Origin of the sequence: Actinomadura verrucosospora (assembly GCF_039540335.1) — a bacterium.
Classification (GTDB): domain Bacteria; phylum Actinomycetota; class Actinomycetes; order Streptosporangiales; family Streptosporangiaceae; genus Spirillospora; species Spirillospora verrucosospora.
In genome coordinates this window covers 309,195-335,580 of the sequence record NZ_BAABEV010000002.1, presented here as the reverse complement: position 1 = coordinate 335,580, position 26,386 = coordinate 309,195, and the positions used below count along the sequence as shown (strand labels likewise).

The 26,386-nt window shown below is 68.1% G+C and carries 19 protein-coding genes and 4 pseudogenes; 9 read left to right on the top strand and 14 right to left on the bottom strand.

The features are described from left to right. Nucleotides 1-83 precede the first annotated feature (83 nt). A complete protein-coding gene (locus ABD944_RS03900; protein WP_345172427.1) occupies nucleotides 84-1,457 on the bottom strand; it encodes a DJ-1/PfpI family protein in 1,374 nt (457 codons plus the stop codon). 112 nt (nucleotides 1,458-1,569) lie between these two features. Further along, nucleotides 1,570-2,217: a dihydrofolate reductase family protein gene (locus tag ABD944_RS03895; RefSeq protein WP_345172425.1), complete on the bottom strand. Its 648-nt coding sequence runs from the start codon at nucleotides 2,215-2,217 to the stop codon at nucleotides 1,570-1,572. A 480-nt stretch (nucleotides 2,218-2,697) separates the two neighbouring features. On the opposite strand from ABD944_RS03895, the pseudogene ABD944_RS03890 reads away from it, so the two are divergent. Next, nucleotides 2,698-3,264: pseudogene (locus tag ABD944_RS03890) on the top strand (GlxA family transcriptional regulator); the annotation flags it as partial. Between the two features lie 219 nt (nucleotides 3,265-3,483). Here the strand turns inward: ABD944_RS03890 and ABD944_RS03885 are convergent. The 3 genes from ABD944_RS03885 to ABD944_RS03875 all read right to left on the bottom strand — a co-directional run bounded on the left by ABD944_RS03885 (nucleotide 3,484) and on the right by ABD944_RS03875 (nucleotide 6,561). Continuing rightward, complete coding sequence (locus ABD944_RS03885; protein ID WP_345172510.1) at nucleotides 3,484-4,554, bottom strand: hypothetical protein; 1,071 nt, start codon at nucleotides 4,552-4,554, stop codon at nucleotides 3,484-3,486. Nucleotides 4,555-4,874: 320 nt separating this feature from the next. After that, nucleotides 4,875-5,213, bottom strand: coding sequence for a transposase (locus ABD944_RS42365; RefSeq protein WP_378189537.1), 339 nt, complete (start codon nucleotides 5,211-5,213; stop codon nucleotides 4,875-4,877). A 34-nt stretch (nucleotides 5,214-5,247) separates the two neighbouring features. Beyond that, a complete protein-coding gene (locus ABD944_RS03875; protein WP_345172422.1) occupies nucleotides 5,248-6,561 on the bottom strand; it encodes a hypothetical protein in 1,314 nt (437 codons plus the stop codon). 506 nt (nucleotides 6,562-7,067) lie between these two features. Here ABD944_RS03875 and ABD944_RS03870 point away from each other — a divergent pair. After that, nucleotides 7,068-7,358, top strand: a pseudogene (locus tag ABD944_RS03870) (transposase); the annotation flags it as partial. A gap of 390 nt (nucleotides 7,359-7,748) precedes the next feature. Then, nucleotides 7,749-8,228, top strand: a pseudogene (locus ABD944_RS03865) (IS3 family transposase); the annotation flags it as partial. A 418-nt stretch (nucleotides 8,229-8,646) separates the two neighbouring features. Here the strand turns inward: ABD944_RS03865 and ABD944_RS03860 are convergent. Next, nucleotides 8,647-8,976 (bottom strand): AAA family ATPase, encoded by a 330-nt coding sequence (locus ABD944_RS03860; RefSeq protein WP_345172420.1) that lies wholly within the window; start codon nucleotides 8,974-8,976, stop codon nucleotides 8,647-8,649. Nucleotides 8,977-10,081: 1,105 nt separating this feature from the next. Between ABD944_RS03860 and ABD944_RS03855 the strand changes: the two genes are divergently transcribed. The 4 genes and pseudogenes from ABD944_RS03855 (at nucleotide 10,082) to ABD944_RS03840 (ending at nucleotide 14,935) form a co-directional block, all read left to right on the top strand. Further along, nucleotides 10,082-10,618, top strand: a complete 537-nt coding sequence (locus ABD944_RS03855; RefSeq protein ID WP_345172418.1) for a hypothetical protein — start codon at nucleotides 10,082-10,084, stop codon at nucleotides 10,616-10,618. A 371-nt stretch (nucleotides 10,619-10,989) separates the two neighbouring features. Then, complete coding sequence (locus tag ABD944_RS03850) at nucleotides 10,990-13,134, top strand: hypothetical protein (RefSeq protein ID WP_345172416.1); 2,145 nt, start codon at nucleotides 10,990-10,992, stop codon at nucleotides 13,132-13,134. Further along, nucleotides 13,131-13,916 carry a hypothetical protein gene (locus ABD944_RS03845; RefSeq protein WP_345172414.1) on the top strand — a complete coding sequence of 262 codons (786 nt, stop codon included), beginning with the start codon at nucleotides 13,131-13,133 and terminating at the stop codon, nucleotides 13,914-13,916. The genes ABD944_RS03850 and ABD944_RS03845 overlap by 4 nt, the downstream gene beginning before the upstream one ends. A gap of 282 nt (nucleotides 13,917-14,198) precedes the next feature. Beyond that, nucleotides 14,199-14,935: pseudogene (locus ABD944_RS03840) on the top strand (IS5 family transposase). A 765-nt stretch (nucleotides 14,936-15,700) separates the two neighbouring features. Here ABD944_RS03840 and ABD944_RS03835 read toward each other — a convergent pair. Beyond that, complete coding sequence (locus ABD944_RS03835; RefSeq protein ID WP_089316822.1) at nucleotides 15,701-15,901, bottom strand: helix-turn-helix transcriptional regulator; 201 nt, start codon at nucleotides 15,899-15,901, stop codon at nucleotides 15,701-15,703. Nucleotides 15,902-16,019: 118 nt separating this feature from the next. On the opposite strand from ABD944_RS03835, the gene ABD944_RS03830 reads away from it, so the two are divergent. After that, a complete protein-coding gene (locus tag ABD944_RS03830; RefSeq protein ID WP_345172411.1) occupies nucleotides 16,020-16,493 on the top strand; it encodes an HIT family protein in 474 nt (157 codons plus the stop codon). A 762-nt stretch (nucleotides 16,494-17,255) separates the two neighbouring features. Here the strand turns inward: ABD944_RS03830 and ABD944_RS03825 are convergent. From ABD944_RS03825 to ABD944_RS03815, 3 genes are all read right to left on the bottom strand, one after another. Next, nucleotides 17,256-20,489, bottom strand: coding sequence for a WD40 repeat domain-containing protein (locus ABD944_RS03825; protein ID WP_345172409.1), 3,234 nt, complete (start codon nucleotides 20,487-20,489; stop codon nucleotides 17,256-17,258). A 480-nt stretch (nucleotides 20,490-20,969) separates the two neighbouring features. Beyond that, entirely contained in the window at nucleotides 20,970-22,304 is a 1,335-nt protein-coding gene (locus ABD944_RS03820; RefSeq protein ID WP_345172407.1) for an MFS transporter, read from the bottom strand. 476 nt (nucleotides 22,305-22,780) lie between these two features. Then, on the bottom strand, nucleotides 22,781-23,056 hold the full coding sequence (locus ABD944_RS03815) for a hypothetical protein (RefSeq protein ID WP_345172405.1): 276 nt from the start codon (nucleotides 23,054-23,056) through the stop codon (nucleotides 22,781-22,783). 744 nt (nucleotides 23,057-23,800) lie between these two features. Here ABD944_RS03815 and ABD944_RS03810 point away from each other — a divergent pair. After that, nucleotides 23,801-24,442, top strand: coding sequence for a carbonic anhydrase (locus ABD944_RS03810; RefSeq protein WP_345172403.1), 642 nt, complete (start codon nucleotides 23,801-23,803; stop codon nucleotides 24,440-24,442). A 102-nt stretch (nucleotides 24,443-24,544) separates the two neighbouring features. Here ABD944_RS03810 and ABD944_RS03805 read toward each other — a convergent pair whose 3' ends face one another. The 4 genes from ABD944_RS03805 to ABD944_RS03790 all read right to left on the bottom strand — a co-directional run bounded on the left by ABD944_RS03805 (nucleotide 24,545) and on the right by ABD944_RS03790 (nucleotide 26,262). Next, a complete protein-coding gene (locus ABD944_RS03805) occupies nucleotides 24,545-24,766 on the bottom strand; it encodes a hypothetical protein (protein WP_345172401.1) in 222 nt (73 codons plus the stop codon). 146 nt (nucleotides 24,767-24,912) lie between these two features. Continuing rightward, nucleotides 24,913-25,314, bottom strand: coding sequence for a VOC family protein (locus ABD944_RS03800; RefSeq protein WP_345172399.1), 402 nt, complete (start codon nucleotides 25,312-25,314; stop codon nucleotides 24,913-24,915). Between the two features lie 26 nt (nucleotides 25,315-25,340). Beyond that, entirely contained in the window at nucleotides 25,341-25,949 is a 609-nt protein-coding gene (locus ABD944_RS03795) for a dihydrofolate reductase family protein (RefSeq protein WP_345172397.1), read from the bottom strand. A gap of 61 nt (nucleotides 25,950-26,010) precedes the next feature. After that, a complete protein-coding gene (locus ABD944_RS03790; RefSeq protein ID WP_345172508.1) occupies nucleotides 26,011-26,262 on the bottom strand; it encodes a Tn3 family transposase in 252 nt (83 codons plus the stop codon). Nucleotides 26,263-26,386 lie beyond the last annotated feature (124 nt).

The window sequence follows — 26,386 nt, the reverse complement described above, 5'->3', positions numbered from 1 at the left end:
GCAGCCGATGCCCTCGGCGTGCAGGCGCAGCGCGGTGAACAACCCGCCGATCCCGGCTCCCACGATCACCACCTTCACGGCTTCTACTCGTCCTCGTCGCGGCCCCCGCCCGGCGGTGCAGCGGCTCGGCGGTCCGCGGTTCCCGAGCGGAGCGAACCGGTCGTGATCAGCCGTGCGGTGACCCGGACGACGGCCAGAGCGGCCACGCCGGCCAAGCCGAAGAGCAGGAGGCGCAGGGTGGGCGTCCACGGCCAACTCGGCCCGGACGGGCCGAGGTCGGCCGAGCGGTACTCCAGGATCTTGCTGGTCCAGCGGGCCGTGGGCCTGTCGAGCGTGCGGGCCATGGAACGCACCACCGGGTCGAACGCGAAGCCCGGCCGCCGGTGCGGGTACTCCAGTGGGACGCCAGCGCGGCGGGCGGCGGCCGCGATCTCGGGGTCGGGGTTCGCCGCGGCGGTGGTGCCCGGGACCATCAGACGGTCGACGCCGTCTCCCGCGCCGGCGAGGCGCCGCCTCGGAGCGAAGGTCAGGCCGTGCCGCGAGCGCACGGTGGCCGTGGCCGCGATCGCGACCGTCCGGACGGCCTTGACCTCGGCGTACGGGCTGAACACCGAGGCGAGTTCCAATTCGCCGACGCCGTCGGTGAGCACCACCCCCACCTTGGTGGAATGCGAGCGGAACCCGAGGTTGAGCAGGTGCACGATCGCGTCGGACGGCACCAGCCGCGATTCGGGCATCCTCGCGGGGGTGCCGGGAGAGTACCGGTGCCAGCCGGCGGCCCGGGCGGCCGCGGCGGCGGTGTCCGTGCCGGCCAGCCGCTCGATCACCCGCAGCGTTCCGTCCACCGACGACAGCAGCCCGCCCGTGGTGATCACGTTTCCGGCGTCGACGTAGCGGACGCCGCGCCGCCAACGCACGGCGGGGTGTGCGTCCTTCAGGCCGGAGAGCCGGTACCAGTGCGTGGTGGCCTCGCGGCCGTCGAGGAGCCCGGCTTCGGCGACCAGCCGGGCTCCGGTGCACACGCCCAGCACCAGCCCGCGGCTCGCGGTGCTCCGCAGCCACGCGACGACGCGGCGATCGCCGCCGTCGTCGTCGGAAGGCATCTCCGGCACCACGGTGACGTCCGGCGCTCTGCCGTCAAGCCGCCGGCTCAGTTCCGCGAAGTCCAGGTCGGGGACGAGGTCCAGCCCCCCGAGCAGCGGCAGGGGCCGGCGTTCAGGTGCCACCGTGTAGACGTTGAACCTCCCCGTGCTCGCCAGAAGGTCGTAGGGGACAAGCGCGTCGGCCACGTTGGCGCCTGCGTTGCCGACCACGACCGCCACGGTGGGCTTGCCCCGGGCGTGCACGGGCGGAGCCACGGCGGGGAGGCCCCCGGCCGTGGGCGGCGCGTACCGGTAGGAGGCGAAACTCCGCGAGCTGATGAGGAACTCCACGCCCGGGACGAGCAACAAGGCCACGAGGACCACCAGCCCACGGCCGAGGACCCGCAAGACCCGCGCGCCCTGTTCCTTTCTCAGCTGGGACATAAGGCGTCCAAGGCCCGCTGCCCGAGGCTCGATCGCATCGCGTTCACCGGCTCTTGGCCGTGAACGTCAGATGGATGACGCCCGAGGGCGTCGAGACCGCCTCGATGTCGAACGCGTCCTCCAGCGACTCCAGGCCGTCCCAGAGCCAGACACCGCGGCCGAGCAAGATCGGGACCTGCACCACGTGCATGTGGTCGACCAGCCCTTCGGCGAGGAAGTTGCGCACCACCGAGGGCCCGCCGCCGAGGCGCACGTCCCGGCGGCCGGCCGCCTCGCGGGCCCGCTTGAGCGACTCGGCGGGCGAGGCGTCCAGGAAGTGGAACGTGGTGCCGCCCCGCATCTCGATCGACGGCCGCGGCCGGTGGGTGAGGACTAAGACCGGGGTGTGGAACGGCGGGTCGGCGCCCCACGCGCCGCAGTAGCCGGGGTCGTCCTGCCATCCGGGCGGACCGAACTTGCCGGCACCCATGATCTCGGCGCCGATCCCGGATTCGTGCAGTGCCGCCAGGGCGTGGTCGGCGCCGGTGCTCCCGCCCGGGCCACCGCCCATCCGGTGCCAAAACCGGGTGGCGAACATCCACTCGTGCAGGCGCTCGCCGGCATGCCCGAACGGGGCGCCGAGGCCCTGGCCCGCGCCGGTGCCGAAGCCGTCGACCGAGATCGCGAAATTGTGCACGCGGAGATCGGACATCACCGTGCTCCTTCGATGATCGAGGCCCCGGGCGGCATCGGCGGCCGACCGATGCCGCCCGGGCGTGACCTCACCATCGGGGGCCGGTACGCGGGCGGCGACGAAACGTCACGACAATGTCCGAAATCTTGGTACGCCCGTCCCCGCGGCATAGGGTCCTGAAGGTGGACGAACGGCTGATGGTGGTCGTCGGATACGACCGGGGCGCAGTTGCTCGACATCGCCTGCGTGACATCGACGTTGAACGAGGCGAACTGGGGCGCCACCCGCAGTACCGGGTACTCCTGGCCACCCCGGGCGGGCGGCCGATCACCTGTACCGACGGGATGACGCTGCACGGGGAGGAAGCGCTCGAACGGCTCAAGGGCCCGCTGGACACGCTGATCGTGTCGGGCGGGCTGGGCTACCGCGAGGCCGCGGACGACCCCGCTTCGTCGGCCATGTGCGCCGACGACCAAGGAGAGCCGGCGGGTCGCATCGGTGTGCACCGGCTCCGCCGTGCTGGCCGCGGCCGGCCAGCTCGGCGGCAGGCGCGCCGCCACCCACTGGATGTGGACCGACAAGATCGCCGCACGGTATCCGAAGGTCGCCTTCGACCCCGGCCCGATCTACCTCCGCGAAGGCAACATCACCACCTCGGCGGGCGTCACCAGCGCACTCGACCTGACGCTCGCGTTCATCCAGGACGACCACGGGCCGGAACTGGCACGCGACGTGGCGCAACCGGTCGTGACCTACCTGCAGCGGCCGGGCGACCAGGCGCAGATGAGCATGTTCGTCACCGCCGCACCGCAGCCCGAGCACGGCCTCGTCCAGCAGGTCACCGACCACGTCGCCCGCAACCTCGACGGCGGCCTGAGCACCGCCGCCCTGGCCCGGCCGGCAGGGGTGAGCGAGCGCCACCTCACCCGGCTGTTCCTCCAGTACCTCGCTCGCACTCCGGGGCGCTACGTACGCCAGGCCCGCACCGAAGCGGCCGCCCACCTGCTGGCGACGACGACGCACCCGATCGCGAGCATGGCACGGCGCTGCGGTTTCGGGGCAGCCGAGACGCTCCGCCAAGCCTTCGTCGACCAGTACGGGACCGCCCCCTCCCGCTACCGCGCGGACCACTCAACGCGCCAGGCGGGGGTGGCAACAGCGACCGAACGCCTTGCCCCATGGCCAACTGCGAGACCGACAACGCCCGCAGCGCGCGCGGGACAGCGGCGCGGGTTGGCCCCCGCCGCGGCCTCCATGTGGGCTGACGGTGTCTCGTGCGGAGGGTCAGCTCTCGGTCTTCCTCACGCGAGCTTCCCTATAGGCGTCGGTCAACAGGGCAAGGACGTCCTTGTCGATGGGGCTGGTGAGGTAGTTGTTCTGCCGGATCTCGCCCGGGAGGCGCTCATCCAGGCGGGCCAGGGTTCGCGGCGCCTCGGTCTGGAAGACCGACCGCTGCGGGCTGACGAACGCGCCGCCGTCGTTCCAGATGGTGACCAGCCCGCGCCCTTGGCCGGGAAGCCGTGGATTGAGCACCCAGCGCCCTTTGCCGATGGTGGTGAAGAGGACGGCCAAGTCCTCAGCCTCCAAATGTCGCGCCCAGTCGAGCAACCGGCGCAGCAGTTCCCGGTGCGCCGGTTCGGCCTGATCGATGCTGTCGGCGAAAGCCTGCGTGCCCGGCGCCGGCTTGGCTTCCCGGCGGACCGGCGCCGCCGCCAGGGCCGGGGCCCCGGCGCGCTCAGGCTCGATCAGCTGAGGCACCAATACCCGGGTGCCTTGGACGGTGTAGGCGGCCACGGTCACCACGTCGATATCGAGCCGGTCATTGGTGACCGCCTGAAGGAACCCGGTGAGCTCGATCAGATCCGCCGGAGCGGCGTCCAGCACCACCACGCACCGGAACCGCCCCTCCTCCAGAGCCTGCGCCATCTGCGCGTTGAACGACTCGGCGTCCACGGAGCCGTCGCCGACTTCGGCGACGACCGCCTCGGCTATCGAGGCGTGACCGCCCCTGGCCAGGTGAGGCCGCAAGAGTTGTTCGAAGGCATCGGCGGAGAGCCCGAACAGATAAGAGGCGTAGCCGAGCGTCTGCGTGAACACCTGCCGGCGGTCGGCGTTGGAAGCGAGCTTGACCTCGATCACCACGGGCCGTCCGGTCTCGGCCTCGATCGCGATCAGGTCCGCATAGCCGTTGCCCAGCTGCACTTCCCGACCCAGCATCACCACCGTCGGCTGGCCCGGGAGCGGGAGCATCGCCGCACCGTGCTCGATGCTGTCGTGCAGGACCTGCTCCCGCTCGAACGGCTCGGGCCGCAAAGCCACCAGACCGCCGCCGGTCTCACGCCAGATCCCCACCACCGGCAACTCCCTTCCTCAGATTTCACCGCGCACCGAATATGCATCGAAACCTGGAGCCGTTTCCACCGTGGGAGGCCGATCCGAATGCGGTTCACGACCTCATGAGCGAACACCCGCTGCCGAACCGGCTTGCGACCGGGTCCCTCAGCAGGACCCGGCATGGAGCCATTCGAGCGACGATCCCCACGTCGTCGCCGCGCCGCCCGTAGCGACGTCCCATCGCCTCTCATATCCCGGCGGGGACGAACAGGGTTTGCTGGCCCCGTCTGGATAGTGGTCGCCGCTTGCGCACGATCTGCGGCTCGAAGGTGCCGGCGGTGTCATGGGGCACCTTGACCGTCATGGGGCACCTTGACCGCGACCGGGCCGACATCGGTCAGCACGGTCTTGGCCCGCGTGCCGTTACGGTTGTTGCCACTGCCCCGGCCCGCCGCGTCGTGCTTGTCATAGCCGACGTGGTCGGTGATCTCGCCCTCCAGAGCGGACTCCAGCACCCGCTTGGTCAGCTGCTGCAACAGACCGCCCTCACCGGTCAGCTGCAGTCCCTGTGTCCGAGCACAGTCCACCAGCATCGCGATCAGCTGCTCCTCCGACGCCGCACCCTGCGGCGCCTGGACCGGCTGCTCCCCGGACTCGTTCTCGACGATGCTGTCGGTCATCTGGCGTCTCCTTGATCATCGGATCCGCCGTTAATTAGACACTCCCTCTTACTGGGGCCCCAGGTGGCCGGACTAGCAAAGCATATGCGCTGTCGGCAACACGCAAGCGCGTGAGTGTCCGGTCTAGCCAGTACGGCTCTTGAGCGCACATCTTGACTAGGAATTCGGTCGGCGTGGGTAGGGCTAGGCGGCGGGTGACGATGAACGTGCGACGAACGCGGTCGATCGGAAGACCCCGTTGAGTGGCGTATCCATCGAGGATTTGAGTCTGGTCATCTGGGGGAAGCGGCGCAACGCGCTGATGCGCATAGGAGTAGATGATGCCGGCAACGTGCCGGTATCCATCGAAGATTTCTTTCGTAAGTTTTTGTATCGCCTCGAGCTGCCCCGCAAGCGGGAGGCGAAAGAACTCAGTGGTCGGATGCAAGCCCCCGTGGTCTTCGACCCAGATCCAGGCTAGCCCGGCCCCTTGGGTGTTTACGCCCTTCTTCCGGATGACCTCTAGCAGCCTCCTCCCCTGGTCTGACTCGATGAACGGTCCAGTCAGCTTTGTGCCGGTAGGGGCGGGCCCGGGCTTCACGACGATGAAGCCGGCCTCGCCAGTGGATAGTTCGACCGGATGCCCAGTCTGAGCGCATTGGATTGCGGCTTCTTCCGTCTTTTGGCCCCAACGCTCCTCCTCAGCTTTGTGAAGGAAGCCGGGAACGTTGCCCTCGAAGTGGACCGGCTGACGGCCTTCAAGTGCGTGGAGGTGGAGCATGTGGCGATTGGTGTACTCGTCTTGCTGGGTGAATTTTCTTTCCGGGCCGAAGGTCACGACCTCAATGAACAGTTCGGTGCCAGGCGGCTTGAGCAGCACGTCACCGGGACCACCGGTCTTGGGAGGTTCCAGAGTGACGTTCGCGCCGAGGGCTGCCCCCATCGCGGCGAGCCTGGTCTGCGTCAGGGTATGGAAGAGCCGGGAGGCCGTCACGTCTTTGCGCACGTCGTTTCGGACGGACCGGACACCCGGAACCTGGCCGCTTTCGAGGAGCTGCAGAGACGCCCACCAACGGACTGCTTCGATGAAGGCGCCGGGGCGCATCCGGTCCGAGATCGCGAAGGTGGGGGCAAACCGCACAAGCGCAGGGACGAGTTGATGGCCCGTCTGGGGATCAGGATAGGCGGCGCGGTGAAGCCATCTTGGTCCGAAGAAGGCGGTCAGGTCGGACACCATGCGCGGGATGAGCGTGCGGCCTGTGGCTGTTAGATAGTCGGCATGTTCCGGCTGTCCGAGCCAGACGGACCAGTCCAGTTCGCGCTCGCCATGCTCGACGGCCCTCCAAGCAGCAAAGTCGCGATCGCTCATAGTAGAGGTCTACTGCACTGCGGTCCCCTCGGTCCTTGAATCGCCTGGATCCGCCTACCACGTGGCCTCGCCTTTCACTCTGTCGGCACACACCGCAGGTGCGGGGCGGAGTCCTGGGCGCCCTGCGAGTCGGGTTCAGCCTTCGCCCATCCCCGCTTGGGCCGAGACTTCCGGTGCCGTCGCCAGGAGTCGCGACGGCAAGCAAGTGCCGGTAGGTGGGATTACGGAACACCCCATGCCTACTGCATCAGGGCGGGCTTCACCGAACCCGGCACTCCTCACGGCGTCGATGTACATTGGTGGGACGGCCGTCCCCACGCCTGGCATAGACCCGGGGACGGCCGTCATTACGCCACGGGATACCAGAGGCTCAACCATGCCGGATGTGGCTGCGTTCACGGAGGTGGTGTACGAGTTTCCGCTGGTGAAGAGCGTGGCGTCGTGACGTGAGACGGCCACCGCGTAGATCCTTCGAGATGGATGATCAAGAAGAAGGAGTCAACGCGATGGCCGCGGACAACAGTGTGGACCCTGCTGAATGGATTGCCGAGCAGATCGGGGCGTGTGAGCCGGAACTGCTGCGGTCGATGGTCAAGACGATGGCCGAGGCGCTGATGAGCGCGGAGGCCGACGCGGTCTGCGGCGCCGGTTACGGGCAGCGCTCGGACGAGCGGGTCAACCGCCGCAACGGCTACCGGTCCCGGGACAGGGACACCCGCGCCGGCACGGTCGAGCTGGCGATCCCGAAGCTGCGGTCGAGGCCGTACTTCCAAGAGTGGCTGCTGGAGCGGCGCCGGGGCCCTGATCTGCGGAGTCTTGTTCGCCGACAAGTCTGGTAGGGCGTGCAGGATGGGGCATGCGGATGTTCCTGGAGCACGTTGGGCTGGTCGTCGCCCCCTCGGCGGCCGTCGGCGTCACGGCCGTCCTTGAAGCGGCACCCAGCCCTGTGCAGGAGAGACCCCATCGACACGCCGGCGACAAGCCGCCCTCAATCGAACCAGAGGGCTGGCATAATGATCTTGTTGCAGTGACACACCACCCGAACTGAAGAGGAGCCGCAGGGAGCCAATCGGGGAGCCACCGTAGTCAGACTCCTCCGGACCGCCCGCGACTCTCCCAGGCTGTTTCCAAAGGTGAGAGGCTCCCCGATCGACTCACATCGACCTTGATCGACTGATCTTCTGTGCCTGTGGGTCACCGACATCACCGAGCACCCCACCCGTGAGGGAACGGTGTACCGCGCTGTGGTGCTGGATGCCTTCTCCCGGCGGGTAGTCGGCTGGTTTATCGATTCCTCACCTAACGCGGCGCTGGTGACCAACGCGCTCGGTATGGCCATCGACAGCCGCCGCCCCCAGGCAGGCACGTTGATCCGTCCCGACCACGGTGCCCAGTTCGGATCCTGGGTCTTCACCCAGCGGGCCAAGGACTCCGGCCTGGTGCCCTCGATGGGAAGCGTCGGCGACTGCTACGACAACGCGATGATGGACTCGTTCTGGTCTCGCATGCAGGTCGAACTCCTGGACCGGCAACGCTGGCGCACCCGCATCGAACCCGCCAACGCGATCTTCGAGTACCTGGAGATCTGGCACAACCGCAGACGCCGCCACAGCGCCCTGGGCATGCTCACCCCGATACATTTCGAAAACACACCCACCGTGGCATGAGATCCAACAATCCGACTCCACTCAACCCGGGGCACACCAACTGATGTCACTGGGTGCTCCACGCAGACGCTCGTTAATCTTGACAATGTAGAGTTGGCGGAGAACTGCTCGCGCGGGCCCCGATAGGCCCGCGCGAGCCGTACTTGCCCTTCGGGAGCGAGGTTGGCGCTGAGAATCCCGTCCAGGTAAAAGTCCACGCCGCTTTGCAGGTGCATTATGGATGCATCGATCAGTGCCGCGCTTCCTGGGATGCTCCGGGCCGTGATCCTATTGCCTGCGAAGTCAAGCCAATCGACCTTGTAGTACTCAGTCGGCACCAGCCGCACTTGATCCGGCTCCTTGAGGAACTTTTCGTACTCGTTACGATAATCCTCATTCAGCGTGACCCGGATCCGCACACCCGGATCGTTGCTTTTCATCAGGTTGTTGGTACCGCACAGCCGATTGACCTCGGGCTGGTCAATTTTGACCAAGAACAGATCGATGAGGATCCCGGCGGCGTAGGCTTCCCTCCTGCACGCACCGCGGCCAGGTACTCGGCTACCGCTCCGCCATTGAACAGGTAGGGAGAGAGTTCTTGAGCCATCTGCCTACCGTGCAGGAGCCCGGTCATAGCCAGTCCAATCGCCTCGATCAGGGTCGACTTCCCAGCTGCGTTGTCGCCGACCAGGATGTTCATCTCGACATTGAAGGCGAGCTCGAAATCCCGGAACATCCGATAGTTTTTGATCACGATACGTGACAGCACACGTGCCCCTAGTCAATGAATCTCGTGTTAGATGCACTGTTTGCGCACTGGGGGAGCGATGGCAGCACGCGACCACGGCGAGATCATGTGGCGATGGAGTCCGCCTACCACCATGTGGCGACACCAGCCAACTAATAACCAACAACCACCCAAGTTTAATAGCCCGACGTGAACACAATCATGGGCATTATGAACCAGCGGATATAGACAGAACCGCTTACCCCCCGCCCCCTATGACACCCCTGGGGGACGCCGCGAAGTCTAAGAAGGCCAGTGCGGCCAAGTGAGCCAAGCCCCTGCCATCAAGGGGAGGAACCTCTGCGGCTCCCTCCGCTGTTCCACCGGATCCTCCCGAACCGGCTGAAATCCCATCGCAGTGCCAAAGATCAGGTGACCAGCCTTGCCTGCCGTGGATGAAACCCCCGAGCAGCCCCAGCCTTCCCGGGCTCCGCGAAGTCGGAAGAAGCCACAGACTCTTCGCAGTCGGCGAACGGCAACCTGCGCGACCTCCTGGGCCTGTGCCCGCAAACGGCCACGACACCGTGGTGGAGTGCTTCGCCTCCGGCCTCGTCGTGCTCGTCACCAGCGCGCTGTTCGACGCCTACCACCACAAACGGCGGTGGCCGGGAGAAGTTCCTCAACGACCGCCACACCGTCGTGAAGGGTGCGCCTCGGCGGTCGAGACGTTCTGCGAGAGCGTCGAGTCGGTGGAGCGCCGATGTGCCGTGGTGGCGACGCGGGCCAGCATCGGCCTTCCCTTGGCGGTACCGTTCGGGCAAGGCAGCGTGTGGGCCCGACAGCGAAGAGGCCCAGTCGAAGCGAGTGCCTCTGTTGATGAACGCAACTCTGCTCCGACCACATCCGGTCGAAGCGTGGCTGGAAGTTGCGAGGCGCTGAAACACTTGGATGCCCATCCGTGGGTGACACATCAATGTCGGTCGACACAGCCCTACAATCCGATAGTAATGCGACCATCTATGCACAGATCTCCCTTCTTCTGCCGTGGGGAGTATTTACGTATAGTGTCATCCTCCTCGTGTGTCGTGGGCTGGAGACCGGAGGCTTCGGCATGTAGCGACGTGCGCTTCGACCTGGAGAGTGAGTCATGACCGATCCGCTGTCGTTCCCCTTCCTCGAGGGCGCAGCCCTGAGCGGCGCCGTCACGTTCATGTACAACCGGGTCAGTGCCGCACTGGACCGCCGAGCCGGACGCAGCGGCACTGACCTACAGGAGGAATCGGATAGCGAAACCCGTCAGTTGACGCCTCACACGGAACGCATGACCGAAGACCGCATACGGCGTTTCGTCGAGTACGCAACTTGGCTGCGAGACCTGGAGCAGAACGAGCAATTGAACGAGGGCGACCACGACCTACGGCGCATCCTCGGCCGCATACGAGATGAACTGGAGGAGGTTTACGGCATGGGCTTTGCCTTCGGCCCCGGTGAAAAGCGGAAGCCTCGGGGCAGCGGAGCGGTCGTCGAAGTGTTCCAGACCGCCGAAACCGTGGACGGACAACTGCGCGGGGCGCGTGCCCGGGGTGTTGCCGAGAACGCCGACGTCCGGATCATTCAAGGGCTGGGGAACGTCGGCAACGGAGCAGAGGCAACCGGGCTGGAGATCGACGGAACGATCGGCTGATCCGCATGTCTGACAACAGTGGCCAGCCTCGGCAGGGATGGCAGGAGGATCGCTCGACCGGTCGCCGCTGGCCTCGTCGAAGGGACTGGCAGGGCTCCGAGATCGAAGACGGGCAGGGGGAGGATGCCGAAGGGAACAGTGTCTCCACCACGACCCCGCCGCCCGGAACGGGCATGGCACCACCGCCGACTGTGTTCGAACCGGCTCCAGAGACCGGTTTCTCCGCTTGGGCACCAGCAACACCTCCGCAGGGAACGGACGCCGTAGGCGCAGCGTCTCCGCCTCCGGAGACCGAGCCTGACGATTATGCCGCGAACCCCCCCGGAGAGAACCGCCCTCCCCCGGGCAGCGGAGCCGAGAACCTAGAAGCGGTGTTCGACCAGTCCGGTCTCGACGACCGCATCCGGAAGACGCTGACCGGCATCCGGCAGAGCGCGTTGCTGAACTATGGCGAGATCAACGCGATCAAGGTCGTGCACGGAAGCCTGCTCGACCACACCGAGATCAGGCCGGAGTACCTGCAGGCAGTCCAGCGAATCTTCGCTCCGCCCGCGGAGTTCCCATCGTTGCTCGGGCGGCTCCGGGAGCCCGGCTCGGTGCTGGTGCTCAACCAAGGCCCCGAACGTGGTCGGACCATCACCGCTCACGCGACGCTGGCCGCGCTGCTCCATGAACAGCTCATCGTGGAGGCGCACACCATCCCCTTCGGGGGCTCCACCGAGTTCCGTCTCGATCGACTGCCAGCGAAGGAGCGTCTCGGGTTTGTCCTCGAACTGCCAGAAGACGATCCCGAGACGAGCCTCCGGGTATCCGAAGGCTTCGGGAGCAAGATCGCTGCATTGTCAGAGGCACTGCGGCGGCGCGATTGCCGATTGATCGTGCTGACACGGCCTCAGCAATGGCACCGTGTCGGCAGACTCGGCGTGGACGACCGTGCCCTCGGCCACTCCTTCACTAACGCACCACCACACGCCATCGCCGAACGCTGGCTTGCTGCCTCCGGCCTGGGTTCCCGGGCGGGCCGGTGGGTCGAGGAGCCTCAGATCGCCGCACGACTCAAGCGGTCCGCACCGCTGGACGTCCTTGAGATAGTCGATCGCATCGTCAGCGTCCACACTGCAGCCCTCGCCCAGGTCGCCACAGCGCCGCGCCGTGCTGACGGGGCGCCGGCTGAAGCCATGGACGACTTTCCCGATCAAGTCGCCGCGGTCGTGGCGGCGTGTGACGACTGGCGCGAGGACCTGCTCGCGTGGCACGTGGAGAAGGGGCGATCGAGCTTTGAACGCGACTTTCTCATCGCTGCCTCAGTTCTTCGTAACGCACCGATCGGCCACATCTACGAGCGGGCCGTGGCGCTGGGCCACCAACTCGACTCGCAATGCGATACGCGCGCGGCAGGGCAGGCCGCTCCTGGCATCATCGAACTCGTCGCATCGATCAAAGCGAAGGTCACTAAGGAGGAGACCATCGCCTTCGACCGGCCTGCCTGGGACGACGCCGCACTGGAGTATTTCTGGCTCGACCGTCCACTTGCCAGGATCCCGTTCTGTGAGTGGCTGGCCAGGGTCCCCGGGGCCGAAGCGCGCGAGGCCATGGAGAACATCTCGGCAGCGGAAAGGCAACGGCTCGCCGAACGCATCACCTCCTTTGCCCTGCGCTGGGCTGTTCGCCACCAACGCCCCGTTCCTCTGGAGAAGCTCGCCACCGCCTGGTACGCGGTACGCGAACAACGCGGCCAGCAGTACTTCCCGATTCTGATCGATGCGATCGACGCGGCATCGGTCGATTCGCCGAGCTCCAAGTACCTTCACTCGACGCTGCTGAAGTGGTCCAGACAGGAGGCGCCCGCGCTGCGGGCAGTCGTTGCGGCTGTGTGCGCGCGGGAGTTCGGCCGGGCGCACACGGGCAAAGCCCTGGTCCGTCTCGGCCATGTCGGTCGTTCCCAGGACGCTTCGGTGGCCGACGCCCTCCGTGACGCGGTCCGCAGCCTCTGGGCGGACCCGTCCGTGCGGACGACGTTGTTCAACGAGGTCGTAGGCTGGTGTGCCGTCACGGAAGGGAGCACGCTGCCCGGTCAGCGCGCCTTCCTAGTCATTGCGCAGGCCCCCTCCGACGGAGGCGACGAAGCGCCGGCGCTGCTGACCGGCCAAGACGGAGACTTCGCCCCCAAGCTCGAGGACATGGCCACATGCTGGGGAGTCCTGCTCGACAGCGCCCCAGAGCGCGGCCCGGCCGGCGAAGTGGAACAGACCATGCGATCGTGGTTCGAAACAGCAGCGCGCTACCAGCAATTAGCACCCATCGTCCTCAACACCTTCCAACTGGCTGCCCGCGGACCGGACGGCGCGTCGTCCAGCAAACGCCGCGACCTGTTGCGCAAGCACGCCAGCACCTGGCGCGATGAAGCCGCTCCAGACCCGGACGCTCGGGAAAAGGTGTACAACGGGCTCACGAGGCGACTGGACCGCAACCTAACGCACCCCGGTGAGCGTGTCGGCGTGGGCTCCGAGGCATGAGAGGACGGAAACCCGGCCGCGGACGGAACGATCAGAACACCGGATCAGCCGACGACGAATGGACGGCACTGGCCACCTACATCTATCACGATCGTCTCCGCAGCCGCCACGAAGGGCTGTTCTTCGACGCCAAAGTACAGGTGACGTGGCGACGCCGATTCACGGTCACCCCCGTAAAGGCCCACTGGCGTGCAGCAGATCTCGTGAATAGGGCCATCGAGGCAGAGGCTCCGTCCATGAGCGTTCGGCGCGTTTCGGCGGCCGAGCATCGCCTCGCCGCCGCGCTGGCCGCGACGTTCCCCTGCGTTCACGAAGGACTAGAGGTCGTAGCGGTGAGTGTCGATCTCGCGGTGGACGAGGCCACTGAACGATCCGCCAAGAGCTTCGAGCGGCAACTCCACGACATGGAGTTGGATGAACTGGCCCGCAGGCAGGCCAAAGCCCGTGCTGACTTCATCCGGAGCGAGGTCTTGCGCGACCCGGCCAACGCGCGGATCTACGCGCTGGCAAGCTCGTCGGACGCGGAGGGTAGACTAGGAGATCTCGGCCAAGTCGAAAGGCTCCTCGACGAGCTTCGGTGGTGGGATCCGGAGTCGCGCTGGATAACCACGGCGCGCCTCTTTCAGACGTTCGCGGAACGGCTGTCAGACACCCAGCAGAGGGATCTACTTCTCGTGTTGAGGCAAGGCCTGGTCGCGCTCGGCGACCAGCGCGAGGTCGAGCAGTTCGATGTCCTCCACCACACCAGCCCCCCTCAGCGAGACTCCCCAACGCACCGCTGACCATTCGCGACGCCGGAGCGCCCCGACCCCAGCCTCTGGTTCAACCATCGACGCAGTTCCGTGGTGCCCAGCCACAGCGCCTCGTCGCTGATCCTCCTGGTAACCGTCGCGGCGGTCGCGGGCGTCATCACTGCCTTTGACTTAGAGGCCATAACAAAATGTGTATGTTGCGCGCCATGTAGTGACGGTCGGGTGTGGTGTGGGCGGGTGCGTAAGGGCGAGCAACCCCCATGAATCGTGCCCGACAGCCTGTGGGAGCGGATCGAGCCGCTGCTGCCGAAGATGGAGCACCATAAGCGCCACACCGGACGGAAGCGGTTGGACGACCGCAAGGTGCTGTGCGGGAGCTTGTTCGTGCTGCACACCGGGATCCGGTGGGAGTCCCTGCCCCAGGAGCTGGGGTTCGGGTCGGGGATGACGTGCTGGCGGCGGTTGGCCGAGTGGCATCAGGCCGGCGTCTGGGAGCGGTTGCACCGGCTGCTGCTGGAGGAGCTGCATGCCGCCGGGCAGCTGGATTGGTCCAGGGCGATGATCGACAGCTCCCACGTGCGGGCTTTGAAGGGCGGCCTAGAAACGGGCCGAGCCCGGCCAATCGCGGCCGACCGGGCTCCAAGCACCACCTGCTCACCGACAGGCACGGCACCCCGCTCGCCCTGCCGCTGACCGGCGGCAACCGCAACGACGTCACCCAGTTGATGCCGCTGCTGAACAGGGTGCCGCCCGTCCGAGGCCGGGTCGGCCGGCCTCGGCGAAGACCCGGGCGGCTGCTGGCCGACCGCGGCTACGAGCACGACAAATACCGCCGCCTGGTGGGGGCCAAGGGCATCAAGCCGGTCATCGCCTGACGCGGCGCCCCGCACGGGTCCGGGCTGGGCGTCCACCGTTACGTCGTCGAGCGCACCATCGGCCTGCTGCAGTGGTTCCGCCGCTTACGCATCCGCTGGGAGATCCGCGACGACATCCACGAGGCGTTCATGACCCTCGCCGCAGCCATCTGCTGGCGACGCCTCGTCCGCTGATTCTGTTACGACCTCTTGGTTCGCAGGGTGTCGAGCTGCCGGGAGCCCTCCGCCGACATCCGTGTTCATCCAGGTGAGAGACGGCAGTCCGGCAGTCCTCTTCATCGACACGAACCAAGAGCGACTGACGCTGCAGCAGCCTCCGCCGCCGAATATGATCTTGCCCGTCGTTGAGCGCCTTCCAGGTTGCGGGGAGCCGTAAGGGAGCCAAATGGGGAGCCACCATTGGTGGACTCCCCCGGACCCACCGCGACTACCCTAGGGTGTTTCTGCAGGTGAGAGGCTCCCCGATCGACTTCCATCGACCTTGATCGACTGATCTGCTGTGCCAGGGGGTCAAGGGGTCGTGCATTCTAATCCGCCGTCCCGACAGGAAGTACCAGCTCAGAGGCCGTTTCTCCACCATGGAGAACCGGCCTCTTGATCGTTTGTTAGCCGTTCGTTAGCGAACCCGGCCGTCTCTCCCGGCACCCGGACGGTTCACACAGGACCAGAAGATCCGAGCACCGCCCCGCGCCCTCTCCTCCGTGTTCAACCCGGCCGCGCCGATCGTCAGGCCTTCAGCGCGCCACAGACGCAGTGGCACTCAGGCCAGCGACCGCCCAACCGGAGGGCCGGATCCACAAACCCGGCTCCCTCCGGCCCACAGCTCACGCCATCCCGGCGGGCCGGACGGGCATCCCAGAGATGGTCAGCTCCGCACCCTCAGCGTTCGACCGACTTTCTTGCTCCCTCAAGCGAGCTGCCAGGAGCGGCGCGCTCCGGTTAGTCGGAGCTGAGCAGCGCTTGAAGGGCGGCTGTGGGGACGCGATAGCAGATGCCGATGCGGAGGATCTTGCAGGGGAACTGGTCCTGTTTGGCGAGTTGGTAGGCGTAAGAGCGGGAGAGACCGAGGGCTCGGGCGGCGGTGCTGATGTCGACCACGGTAGGAAGTTCGGCAAGTTCAGCGTTCGTCAGCGGTCGCATACGACTGCCTCCTGCTTCTGAGGTTTCTCGGTCTTGATGGGTGAGCTGATTCGGGGAATCGCCGGCCGGCGCGAATCTCTTGCGGCGATTGCGCTCTGATGCCTGGAGGATGGCCTCTATGGAACCTGTCGCTGGGTGTCTCGCGTGCGATCTTCTTGAAGGGGTCCGCCCTCTTCCCGGAGGTCGGCTGGCGGAGTCGTCGGGTTGGGTCGTCGAGCACTCGGTGGGCCCGCTCGGCCTGGGGACGCTGGTGGTCAAGCCGGTGCGGCACGTCGTCCATGTCGCCGAGTTGAACGTGGTCGAGAGCGCGGCGTTGGGTCCGTTGCTGCAGCGAGTGGCCGCAGCGGTGACGAAGGTCGTCCAGCCGGAGCAGGTCTACGTATGCCTCTGGTCCCATGCGAATGCTGTGCCGGGCCACCTGCATTTCGTGGTCCAGCCCGCGGTGAAGGCTGACATGGCCCGGTTCGACGCGTTCGGCCCAGCACTTCAGATGGCGATGTTCCATGAAGGGGCCGTACCAGGCGAGACCGAGGTGGAAGCGTTGTGTGAGCAACTCCGAGCGGCCTTGTCCCTCTCGTCCTATGGATCGTGACCTGGACCCGCGGCCCAGTAGCGCGTTCCTGTACCGGCGGTATGCGGGGCCCCCAGACATGTCAGGAAGGCGGCTCGGCGGGTGCGGTGGCTTTTCGATGCATATGGGCTGGCAGGCCGTTGTGCATGATCTCGCGGTGACAGGCCCACTGCCGGCTTGGGCATCGCGGCCGCCATAACCCGTGACCGGCGATGGTGCGCATCGCGGGCCGGGATCCCAAGTGAGGCGCAGCCGCCATCACTGAGGTCAGCAGGACCGCATTGAGTTGGCTTCAGGGCTTGGTGCCGTGAGAACGGTCTTCGTCCAAGACTGACCTGGACGCGGCCATCCGCCGTGATGTGAAGGCAGGCCTGTCGGTCCGCAGAGCGATGCGCAAGCACGGGGTGTCCCACCCGACCGTCCGGAAGGCACTGGAGTCGGCCATGGCCGCAGCCGCGCGTGAAGATGGCCCCGCGGGCGTCGCGGCTGGATCACTACAAGCCGCTGATCGATACGATGCTGCGGGCCGATCTGACCGCGCCGGGGAAGCAGCGCCACACCGTCAGCGAATTTTCGATCGACTCGTCGGCGAGCATGGCGCGCAGGTGCCCGCACGGGATCGTGGGGCGTTACGTCGCCGAGCGCCGACCGCAGATCCGGGTGGAGGCCGGGTGGGCGCCGGTGGAGGCGTTCATCTCCCCAGACGCACCAGCTCAGTGCCGAGGCCGAGGCGTGCTGCTCGCCCTCATGCTCGGCACCGCCTGGCCCCGGCCCCTCGCCCGCTCACCCCTGTGCCCCTCCAGGAAACTGGGTGAAGACCGCGACGTCGCCGCCGAAGCATACGACCATGCGCCCCTGAGGGCTGAGGGCGAGCGCCGTCACCGGGTGCGGGAAGACGAGCTCGTCACCGGCCGGGCTTCCACCGGTGAGGTCCCACACCCGGACGGTACGGTCGTCACCGCCTGAAATCGCGGTCGGCCTGCCGTTGACTATGGCCGCCGCCACCGCGTTGACGATGCCGGTGTGGCCGCTCAGCGGTGGCAGGACGGCATTGCCGTCGTCGACGCCCCACACGCGAACCGCCTTGTCGCGGCCCGCCGTGACCGCCACCTTCCGGCCGTTCAGGAGCAGCGTGGCGACGGCGTTCACGTCGTCGGTGTGGCCCGCGTCCGCCCAGCACACCTGGCGGCCGTTGCGCGCCTGCCACACGTTGGCCTCGGCCGACACCGAGCCGCCCACGGTGACCGCGAGCGGGCGGCCCTGGTCGTCCTCAGCGACGGCGACGGCGCGAACGGGGTCTCCGTGCAGGGTCGTCCTGCGCCGGCCGGCCCGTGCCCCGCTGCCCAGGACGTGGACGGAGACCGCGTTGTCGTAGGTCCCGGTGATGACCAGCTGACGGTCGCGGTCGTGCGCTACCGCGATCGCGAGCACCTCCGCGACGTGGTCGGTCGGGTAGCGCAGCAGCTCTTCGCCGGTGGCGAGGTCCCAGGCGCCGAAGTCGTTGTCCGGGCTGATGACGACAGCGGGGCGGCCATCGACTTCGGTGACCGCCATGTCGCTGAGATAGCCCACGTCGATCGGGGCGCCGACGCGTTCGCCCTCGTCGAGGTCCCAGGTCCGCACCGTACCCGAGCGGTAGGCGCCGGTCACCACGACCGGGCGGCCACCGATCTCGGTCAACCCGGCGGCGACCAGGCCGCCGAGGTGGCCCGTGCGTGGACGGGCCGGGATCGGCGGATTCGGGGACAGGTCCCACACGCGCACGGAGCCGGCTCCCCCGGTGATCGCGAGCGGTCGGCCGCCGATCTCGGCGACGGCCACAGCCGTCGTGGAGTCGGTGGCCAGGGGGTCGCCGATCGGCTTGCCGGTGGCGAGGTCCCACAAGCGCACGGTGCCGCCCAGGACCTCGCCTGTGCCGTCGCCGATGACGACCACGGCGCGCCCGTCCACCTGGGCGACGGCGACGGCCTGGGGGCGGTGGCGCGCGGTCGGCAGACGGCAGAGTTCGGTGCGCGTGGCCAGGTCCCACACGACGGTGTCATCGTCTCGGGCCATAACGACGGCGACGGGGTGGCCATCGAGCACCGTCGTGGCGATCGCCGACACTTCGCGTGTGCCGGCGTCGAGGGGCGCGCCAAGCGGCTCGCGGTTGGCCAGGTCCCAGATCCGCACGGCGGTGTCCTTGCGGGGGAAGTCTCCGCCTGCGGTGAGGGCGACAGGGCGGCCGTCCAGTTCGGTGACGGCGATGGCGTTGACTGGGGTCGTGTGGCCGGTCATCGGCTCGCCGATCTGGGTGCGCTTGACGAGGTCCCACATCCGCACCGTCGTGTCGCGTCCGCCGGTGACGGCGATGGCCCGCCCGTCGACCTCGACGACGGCCACGGTCTCCACGGTGCGGGTGTGCCCCTTCATCGGCTCACCGATAAGGGCGCCTTCGGCGAGATCCCACAGCCGCACCGTGTTGTCGGCGGAGGCGCTGACCGCGACGGCCCGCCCGTCCAGCTTGGTGGCCGCCACTGCGGTCACCCGCTCGCCATGGCCGGTCATGGGCTTGCCGAGCCGTTCCCCCGTGGCGGGGTCGAGCACCCGCAGTTCGCGATCGCTGGCGGACACCACGATGGGATCGCCGTGGAGGGAACCGGCCGCCAGCGCGTGAGTCTTGCCGGGGATCGACATGAGCGCGCGCTCGCTGAGGCCGGAGCCCGTGGCCCAATCCAGGCGCCAGGCCGGGCGGTCCTCTCGCGCTTCCGGTCGCGGCCGGGCGGGGCCCTGCAGGGAGACGTCCCACAGCAGCATGGTGTCGTCGCGGCTCGCGGTGACGGCGACGGGGCGCCCGTCCAGGTTCGTGACGGCAACGCAAGTCACTGCGTCGGTGTGGTCGGTGAGGGCGTCCCCAAGCTGGAGGCCCTCGGCGAGGTCCCACAGCCGCACGGTGCGGTCGTAACCGGCACTGACGGCGACCGGTCGCCCGTCGGCCTCTGTGATGGCGATGTCGGCGGGGCGCAGTTGATGGCCGTGCAGGGGCGCGCCGATGGGAATGCGGTCGGCGAGGTCCCAGATGAGCAGCCCCTGGTCGGGCCCGCCGCCGGTAACCGCCACCGCGCGGCCATTCAGGACGGTCGTCGCCACGGCACTGCCGTAGCAGTCGAGAGACTCGCCGATCTGCGTGCCGCGGGCGAGGTCCCACAGCCGCACCGTGCGATCGATGCTGGAGGTGACCAGCACCGTGCGTCCGTCGACCTCGGCCAGGTCCGCACCTTCGATCAGCTCGGTGTGGCCGTCGAGCGGCTCGCCAATGCGCGTTCCCCGGGCGAGGTCCCACACCTGCACGGCGTCGGGCGCGTAGGCGCAACTCACCGCTACGGGGCACCCGTCGAGCCGCGTGATGACGATCGCGTGGGCGCAGTCGTGCGCGGGCATCGCGGTGCCGATCTCGGCACCGGTGGCCAGGTCGAATCTGCGGATGCCGCCCCGCAGCTCGCCGGTGACGACGACGGGACGACCGTCCAGCACCGTGGTGGCGAGGGCGGTGGGGTTGGCGGCCATGGGTTCGCTCGATTCGGTGCCGGTGGCGAGGTCCCACACGCGCACGTTCTCGTTGATGTAGCTGCCGGTGACGACGACGGGCCGGCCGTCGAGGACCGCGGTCGCCATCGCGGACACGCGGTCGGTGCGGCCGGAGAACCGCCGGATCAGGCGGTCGTTAGGCGGCATCCCGGTGTTCCAGTCGACGGTTGCGCCTTCGTGCCCGGAGGCTACCGGCACTGCGGCCAGGGCACGCGCGAGGTCGTCGGAGCCCCAGCGCGCAGCGTCGAGCGAGAGCGCCTGGGCGCGCCGCGCGGGGTCGACCCGGCGGTGGCGTTGCAGGGAAGTGCGGTAAACCGCCGCAGCCAAGCGGGCGGGGCCGCTGCGTGCATGGGAGAGGAGCGAGAGGATCTCATCAGGGTCGTCGTGCACCAGCCGGGCGGGGTCGGTGAGGATGCGATCGGCCGGGTGTTCGGCATCCGAGAAGATCATCCGGGGATGCTAGCGGAGGGTGCCGACGAGGGCCGCGAGCTTGGCCGAGCCTCGTTCCACCAGTGTCAGACCCCCGGAGGCCACGACCGCTCTCCATGTTCTTGGTGGGACGTGTCCGGGCCGCCGGGACCAACCCAGAAGAGGCCGCCCAGCCAAGGGTTACCAACGTTGCGGGCTGACCGCGACCGGTCGCGGCGGCGCGACCCGTGCCGCGGCCTGTCGACTGGGCGGTGCCCGGCCACGATGCCCAGGTCGCAGGTCGGGGCTTGAGCAGCAACCGGCTGGCCAACGGCGATACACCGTCACCAGATCTCATCGGCATCTCTGCCCTGGTTCACTGGCGCCCGTCGCCCAAACCAGCGAACAAGCGTTGCTGCTTTTCGCGGCCACAATCAAGCCCGCATTGAGCGGTGATTCCTCAGGAGCCAGAAGCCGCGTGTTGAGATGCCCGCAGGCCTTCGTGCGAAGCGGACCGGTGCCTCAGGAGTCGGGTACTGCAGCCGGAAGGTCGTATCGCCGGAGCGCGCCGAACCAGCCGCAGCCGATGATGACGCCGATCAGCAGGCCGGCGCCCAGGAAGGCCGGGCGTGGGTCGTGGCCGGACGCCTTGGTCACCGCGCCGGTGACAGCGGCACCGACAGGGGTCGCCGCGACGAACAGCGCTCGTGCTGCTGTCGTGACCCGCCCGAGAAGCTCGCGGGGAATCCAGCGCTGCCGGGTGCTGCGGTTGATCACGCTGGCGATCGACACCGCCCACATCTGCACGGCGTTGGCGACCAGCAGGGGTGCCCACCCGGTGCTGGCTCCCATGACCAGCAGGGAGCCGGCCGCCAGCAGGATGCACAGGCTGATCGAGGGCAGCGCCCCCAGCCGCGCCGCGATGAACGGAGCGGTGACCGCCCCGGCGATCCCGCCGACCCCGCCCGCCGTGATCACGGCGGCGACCAGCGGCGTCGGAAGGCCCAGCTGCACGCGGGCGAAGTAGACGATCAGGGTGTCCACCGCCAGGCAGAGGTTGACCAGGGTCTGAACGATGGTGAGGGCCAGCAGCGGGCGAAAGCCGACGATGAACCGCAGGCCCTCCCGAAGATCCTCACCGAGCCTGCGGAGCATCAGGCGAACCGACCTCGGTGTCACCCGGGCCCGACCAGCCCTGCCGGGCGCCAGACGACCGGCCGACCGCGCATTCCAGGCGTCATCGCCCCGCGTCCGCCCTGCCCTCACCTCGATCAGCAGCGGCACCAGGGTGGCGAGCGACACCGCGAAGGTCGCTGCGTTGATCAGCAATGCGGTTTCGGCACCGATCCAGGTGGCGAGCAGAGCAACGATGGCCGGGCCCACCATCTGCGATGTCCGGTCGGCGCTCTCCAATGTCGAGTTGGCCCTCAGCAACCCCTCGGCCGGGAACAGGTCCTTCACGGCGACGGTCAACGCGGCGTCGAAGAACACCGTGGCGGCCCCGCCTACGAACGCCAGGGCCAGCACGCCCCCCAACGGGGCAGCCCTCAACCACACCAACGCGGGAAGGATCACGAAGACCCAGGCGCGGAGCACATCCATGGCCACCAGCACCGCCCACGGATTCAGCCGGTCCACGATCGGCCCCGCGGGGAGTCCGACCAGCAGATAGCCGATCCCGCGCGGCGCGGCCGCCAGACCCGCCGCCAACGGGTCACGGGTCAACTGCAGGACCAGCAGCGGCACAGCGAGCACCGCGCAGCCATCACCGAGCAGAGACATCGACTGCCCACCCAGGAACAACCGACGAGCCCGCGATGAGGCTTCCGTCATGTCCTCCAGCCAGTCAGTGTTCAAGCCGTATCAAGCCGAGCGCTGAGTATCTGACCCGATGTGGCTGGCGCCCCGGCGGTGCCGTCTTTCACGTTCGCCAGAGACGGTAATCAGCACCAGCGCGCCGGAGAAGTCACCTGATGATGAAGAGGAGGCGTGCTCGGTCGACGGCAAGCGATTGTTAAAACCGCACGTCTGACGGTCCACCGGCCAAAGCTATCGAGCGATCTCCTCAACGCCCGCTCACCGAGCTTGTCGTAGACGTCCTGAGCGATATGAATCTGTTCCACTGCCATATGCCCCACCTCGTCATGCTGGTGGGGAGTGACGCCTACCGGCGGTTGGTACAAGGCTGAGTACCTTCCGGCAGATCGCCGCCTACGTGCATGCGATCTGGGGAGGCACTCGGTCGAGGGATGCTCCTTGAGGTCCTATATGTGGCTGGTTGTATCTGGCTGCGCCGGTTGGGTGTGAGCTGGTTCCAGACCTGGTTCCAGCGTTCACCCGGTGGGTTCGATACGCAGGACGGCGGCGGTGTCGAGGATCTCGGCGACTTCCAGGCTCATGGCGTTGTTGATGGTCGCGGTGGTTCCCTTCTCGCAGCTCAGCCGGACGTCGCCGCCCTGCGACGAAACGCCGCCGCCACCGGAACAGCCCGAAATGCTGTAGCCGGACCCCGTCAGCGGCGCGACCATCTCGACCGCGCGGCCGGTGATCGCCGTCACCTCGATCGGCCCGAGGCCGTACTTTCCCGGCACTGTCACAACGTCGCCCACGGCGACCTTGATCTCGCACGTCCCATCAGCGCACGGCCCGGTCGGCGTGGGATCGGGTGCCGGTGACCCGGAACCGGATCTGGCGGGCTGGCCCTTGGCGGGAGACCCGTTCGGGGAAGCAGAGGAACAGGACGAGAGAGCGGCGAACACGACAGCGACACCAACGGCGACGACGGCGGCCGATGACCTTCTTCGCATCATGGTCATTATGGAACCGCAGCGGTGCCGTGGGCGGTCGGCGAACGACGCACATCCTCGTCATCGGCACCCCGGTTCCGCAGGTTCCTCAACCCGCGGAAACGCGTGCGCCGACACCGCGCCCAGGACCATCAGCGGATGGCGCACCTGGGGCGGGCCCAAGGCTCTCCCATTCCCCGTCCCGCTGGGGAGCGCCCGCCCGGCCCTGAAGTGAGGTCAGAACTTCTCAGCCCCGAGACCGTGCGAAGCTCGAACACGAAGGCGGCCCTGGACCGCAGCGAACACCATGAAGTGTCAGGGACCGGGGTCCACTCGCCCCCCGCGCCGGCGGCAGCGCTCGACGGGGCAGCAGGCTCTGCCGCCGCGTTCGCGGCGAGGAGGTCGAGGCGTCGCTGCCGGACGGTTCAGCCGATCCTGTTGCCCGAGCCGCCGTGAGACCAGGTCTCTGTTGACCCGGGGAGGGTGTCGCGCGGGGACTCAGGGCCGCAACACCCCAGGGCGCAGGGCAGAGATGCGGCGGCTGTGACCGGCTCATAGGCTGCGGCCATGACCGAGATCACGAACCCGACGCCCCGCGAGGCCTTGGATTTGCTGCTGGCCGGCAACCGGCGTTTCGTCGCGGGTACCGTCGAGCACCCGAACCAGGACGCCGCCCGCCGCAGCCAGGTCGCCCCGGCCCAGCAGCCCTTCGCGGTGCTGTTCGGGTGTTCCGATTCCCGGTTGGCGGCCGAGATCATCTTCGACCGGGGTCTTGGCGACCTGTTCGTGGTGCGTACCGCTGGCCAGGTGATGGGGCCGGAGGTACTGGGCAGCATCGAGTACGGTGTGGAAGTTCTGGGCTGCCCGCTGGTGGTGGTGCTGGGTCACGACTCGTGCGGCGCGGTCGGCGCGGCGTGCGCCGCGCTGGAGCACGGCATGCCACCGGCCGGGTACGTCCGGGATGTTGTCGAGCGGGTGACGCCCAGCGTGCTGGCCGCCCGCGCTGCCGGACGAGCCGAGCCGGAACAGATCCTGGCCGAGCACGTACGGCACACCGTCGACCTGCTGCTGGACCGCTCCCGGGCACTCGCCGACAAGGTCACCGCCGGGCAGGCCGCAGTGGTGGGCCTTCGCTACCGCCTGGCCGACGGCAACGCCGAGATCGTCGTAGCCCGCGGCCTGGACACTGCGATCTCCGCCGTGCCCTGACCGGGTCCCGACCACCGGGGCCCGGCCACCCGCGGTCCTGACCACCAGGGGCGCGGCGCCGGTTCCCGCATCTTGGGATCACGCGACGGCGGCGGGCCTGTGCTATGTGTTCGCGCGGCCGGTCGACACTGGGGACTGGACGAGGATCCGGGCCTGCCGGAACTCCTCGGCCGCGCCCTGCGGCTTGCGTACCGCGTCGGCCAGCTGGCAGCGGACCGCCAACGTCCGCATATGCGCCGCCTCCGATTGCAAGGTGGCCAGATCGCCGAGCTGGCGCGTGGCATCCTGACCGACCGCCTCACACCACCCGGTGACCTGCGCCACCCGCCACTTTCTTACCCGGCGCTGTCCTCAGCGCCGCTTTGCCCGGCCGCGGCAGGGGCGAGGTGTTCGGCCTGGCAGCCAGCGCACCGCCCGGCCCAGCCGTAACCGGCGTGGGAGGCCAAGCTTGTCGGCCCTGCCGCAGGCGGTCAGGGCGTGAAGTCGGCGGAGCGCCACGGCATCTCCTGGAGCAGCCAGGTGTTGCCGTCGGGGTCCGCGAACGGCACGAACAGCATGGCGCCCTCGTGCTCGTCGACCTCACCCACGTCGACTCCCTTCGCGGCGAGTTCGGCGCGGGCGACGCGCGCGTCGGCGACCACCAGATGCAGACTGCGCAATGAGCCCGGCGTCATCTCCGCGATGCCCGGGAGTCCGGTGCTCAACAAGATCGAGCATGCCGACCCCGGTGGGGTCAGCTGCACGATCCGCGTTCCCGCCACGGGTTCGACGTCCACGTCGACCGCGAACCCGAGCCTGTCGGTGTAGAAGGCCTTGGCGCGGTCCACATCGGCGACCGGCACCGGTACGAGTTCGAACTTCATCTGCGTCATCACGCACACTCCAGGCAGGAAACAGATCAGGTGGCGGGAACGGAACGCCGGTAGATCAGGTGTGTCACCCCGGCGCCGACGATCACCTCGGGGTCGCCGAAGTCGACCGGCGCCGCCCCGACGCCGTCCAGCATGCGTACACCGCCGCCGAGCACGACCGGCACCAGGTCCAGCCGCAACTCGTTCAGCAGCCCCAGGTCCAGGGCCTGGCCGACCAGGCTCCCCGGGCCGACGCCGACATCGCGCGCGCCGGCGGCCGCGACCGCCTGCCGGATCGCCGACTCGACGCCATCGGTGACGAAGGTGAACGGGGTGACGGTATTCACCCAGCCCTCCGGTGGCCGGTGGGTCACCACGAACACGGGCACGTCCCCGATCGGATGCGACCCGCCCCATCCACCGGTCAGATCGAACTGGCCCCGGCCGACCACCAAGGCCCCGGTGCGCGCCATCGTGTCGCGCAGATAGCCCGCTGACCCGGCCGAGGTGCGGTACGTGAGCCGGTCGGGTTGCGCCGACGGCGTCGCCACCTCCCCAGCGGTGCACCACGCGAACAGGCGGTCGAATCCCGAACCGCCCGGCCCCGCGATGAACCCGTCCAGAGACACCGATGCCTGCGCAACAACCTTGCCCATTTCGACTCCGCCTCGTCGATCATGCCGTTCTTCCAGGAGAGACCACGGGCGGGCGGAGAACTCATCGTCGCGGCCAACCGTGATTCGTCAGGGGTTCAAGGTCGACCGCGCCCTCCGGAGATCTACAGCGCGGACTGGAGCAGGTGCAGGCTGAGCATGGAGACTTCCTGGTGGTCCTTGTCGCTGCGCGGGATGGTGCCGGCGCTGACGGAGAACAGGTCGTTTTGGCAGAGTTCCAGTTCTCCACGACCTGCAGTCCCTCGTGGACCTCCCGGCGCAGCTCCGGGGAGGCGACGTACTCGGCGACGAACACCCTCCTGACCGCCTTGCCGAGTTCCTCGATGGCCTTGTAGGTGGGACCCTGGGTGAAGCGGCGCAGCACCTACTCGGCCTCGGCCGTGCCCAGCCGCAGCGCGGTGGCGTACTTGACCATCTGG

Bases quoted from the DNA above. Each gene is read 5' to 3' on its own strand.
- ABD944_RS42365 (WP_378189537.1), bottom strand. From the start codon at position 5,213: ATGACCGACAGCATCGTCGAGAACGAGTCCGGGGAGCAGCCGGTCCAG.
- ABD944_RS03855 (WP_345172418.1), top strand. From the start codon at position 10,082: ATGACCGATCCGCTGTCGTTCCCCTTCCTCGAGGGCGCAGCCCTGAGC.
- ABD944_RS03845 (WP_345172414.1), top strand. From the start codon at position 13,131: ATGAGAGGACGGAAACCCGGCCGCGGACGGAACGATCAGAACACCGGA.
- ABD944_RS03875 (WP_345172422.1), bottom strand. From the start codon at position 6,561: ATGAGCGATCGCGACTTTGCTGCTTGGAGGGCCGTCGAGCATGGCGAG.
- ABD944_RS03835 (WP_089316822.1), bottom strand. From the start codon at position 15,901: ATGCGACCGCTGACGAACGCTGAACTTGCCGAACTTCCTACCGTGGTC.
- ABD944_RS03800 (WP_345172399.1), bottom strand. From the start codon at position 25,314: ATGACGCAGATGAAGTTCGAACTCGTACCGGTGCCGGTCGCCGATGTG.
- ABD944_RS03795 (WP_345172397.1), bottom strand. From the start codon at position 25,949: ATGGGCAAGGTTGTTGCGCAGGCATCGGTGTCTCTGGACGGGTTCATC.
- ABD944_RS03810 (WP_345172403.1), top strand. From the start codon at position 23,801: ATGACCGAGATCACGAACCCGACGCCCCGCGAGGCCTTGGATTTGCTG.
- ABD944_RS03825 (WP_345172409.1), bottom strand. From the start codon at position 20,489: ATGATCTTCTCGGATGCCGAACACCCGGCCGATCGCATCCTCACCGAC.
- ABD944_RS03895 (WP_345172425.1), bottom strand. From the start codon at position 2,217: ATGTCCGATCTCCGCGTGCACAATTTCGCGATCTCGGTCGACGGCTTC.
- ABD944_RS03830 (WP_345172411.1), top strand. From the start codon at position 16,020: ATGGAACCTGTCGCTGGGTGTCTCGCGTGCGATCTTCTTGAAGGGGTC.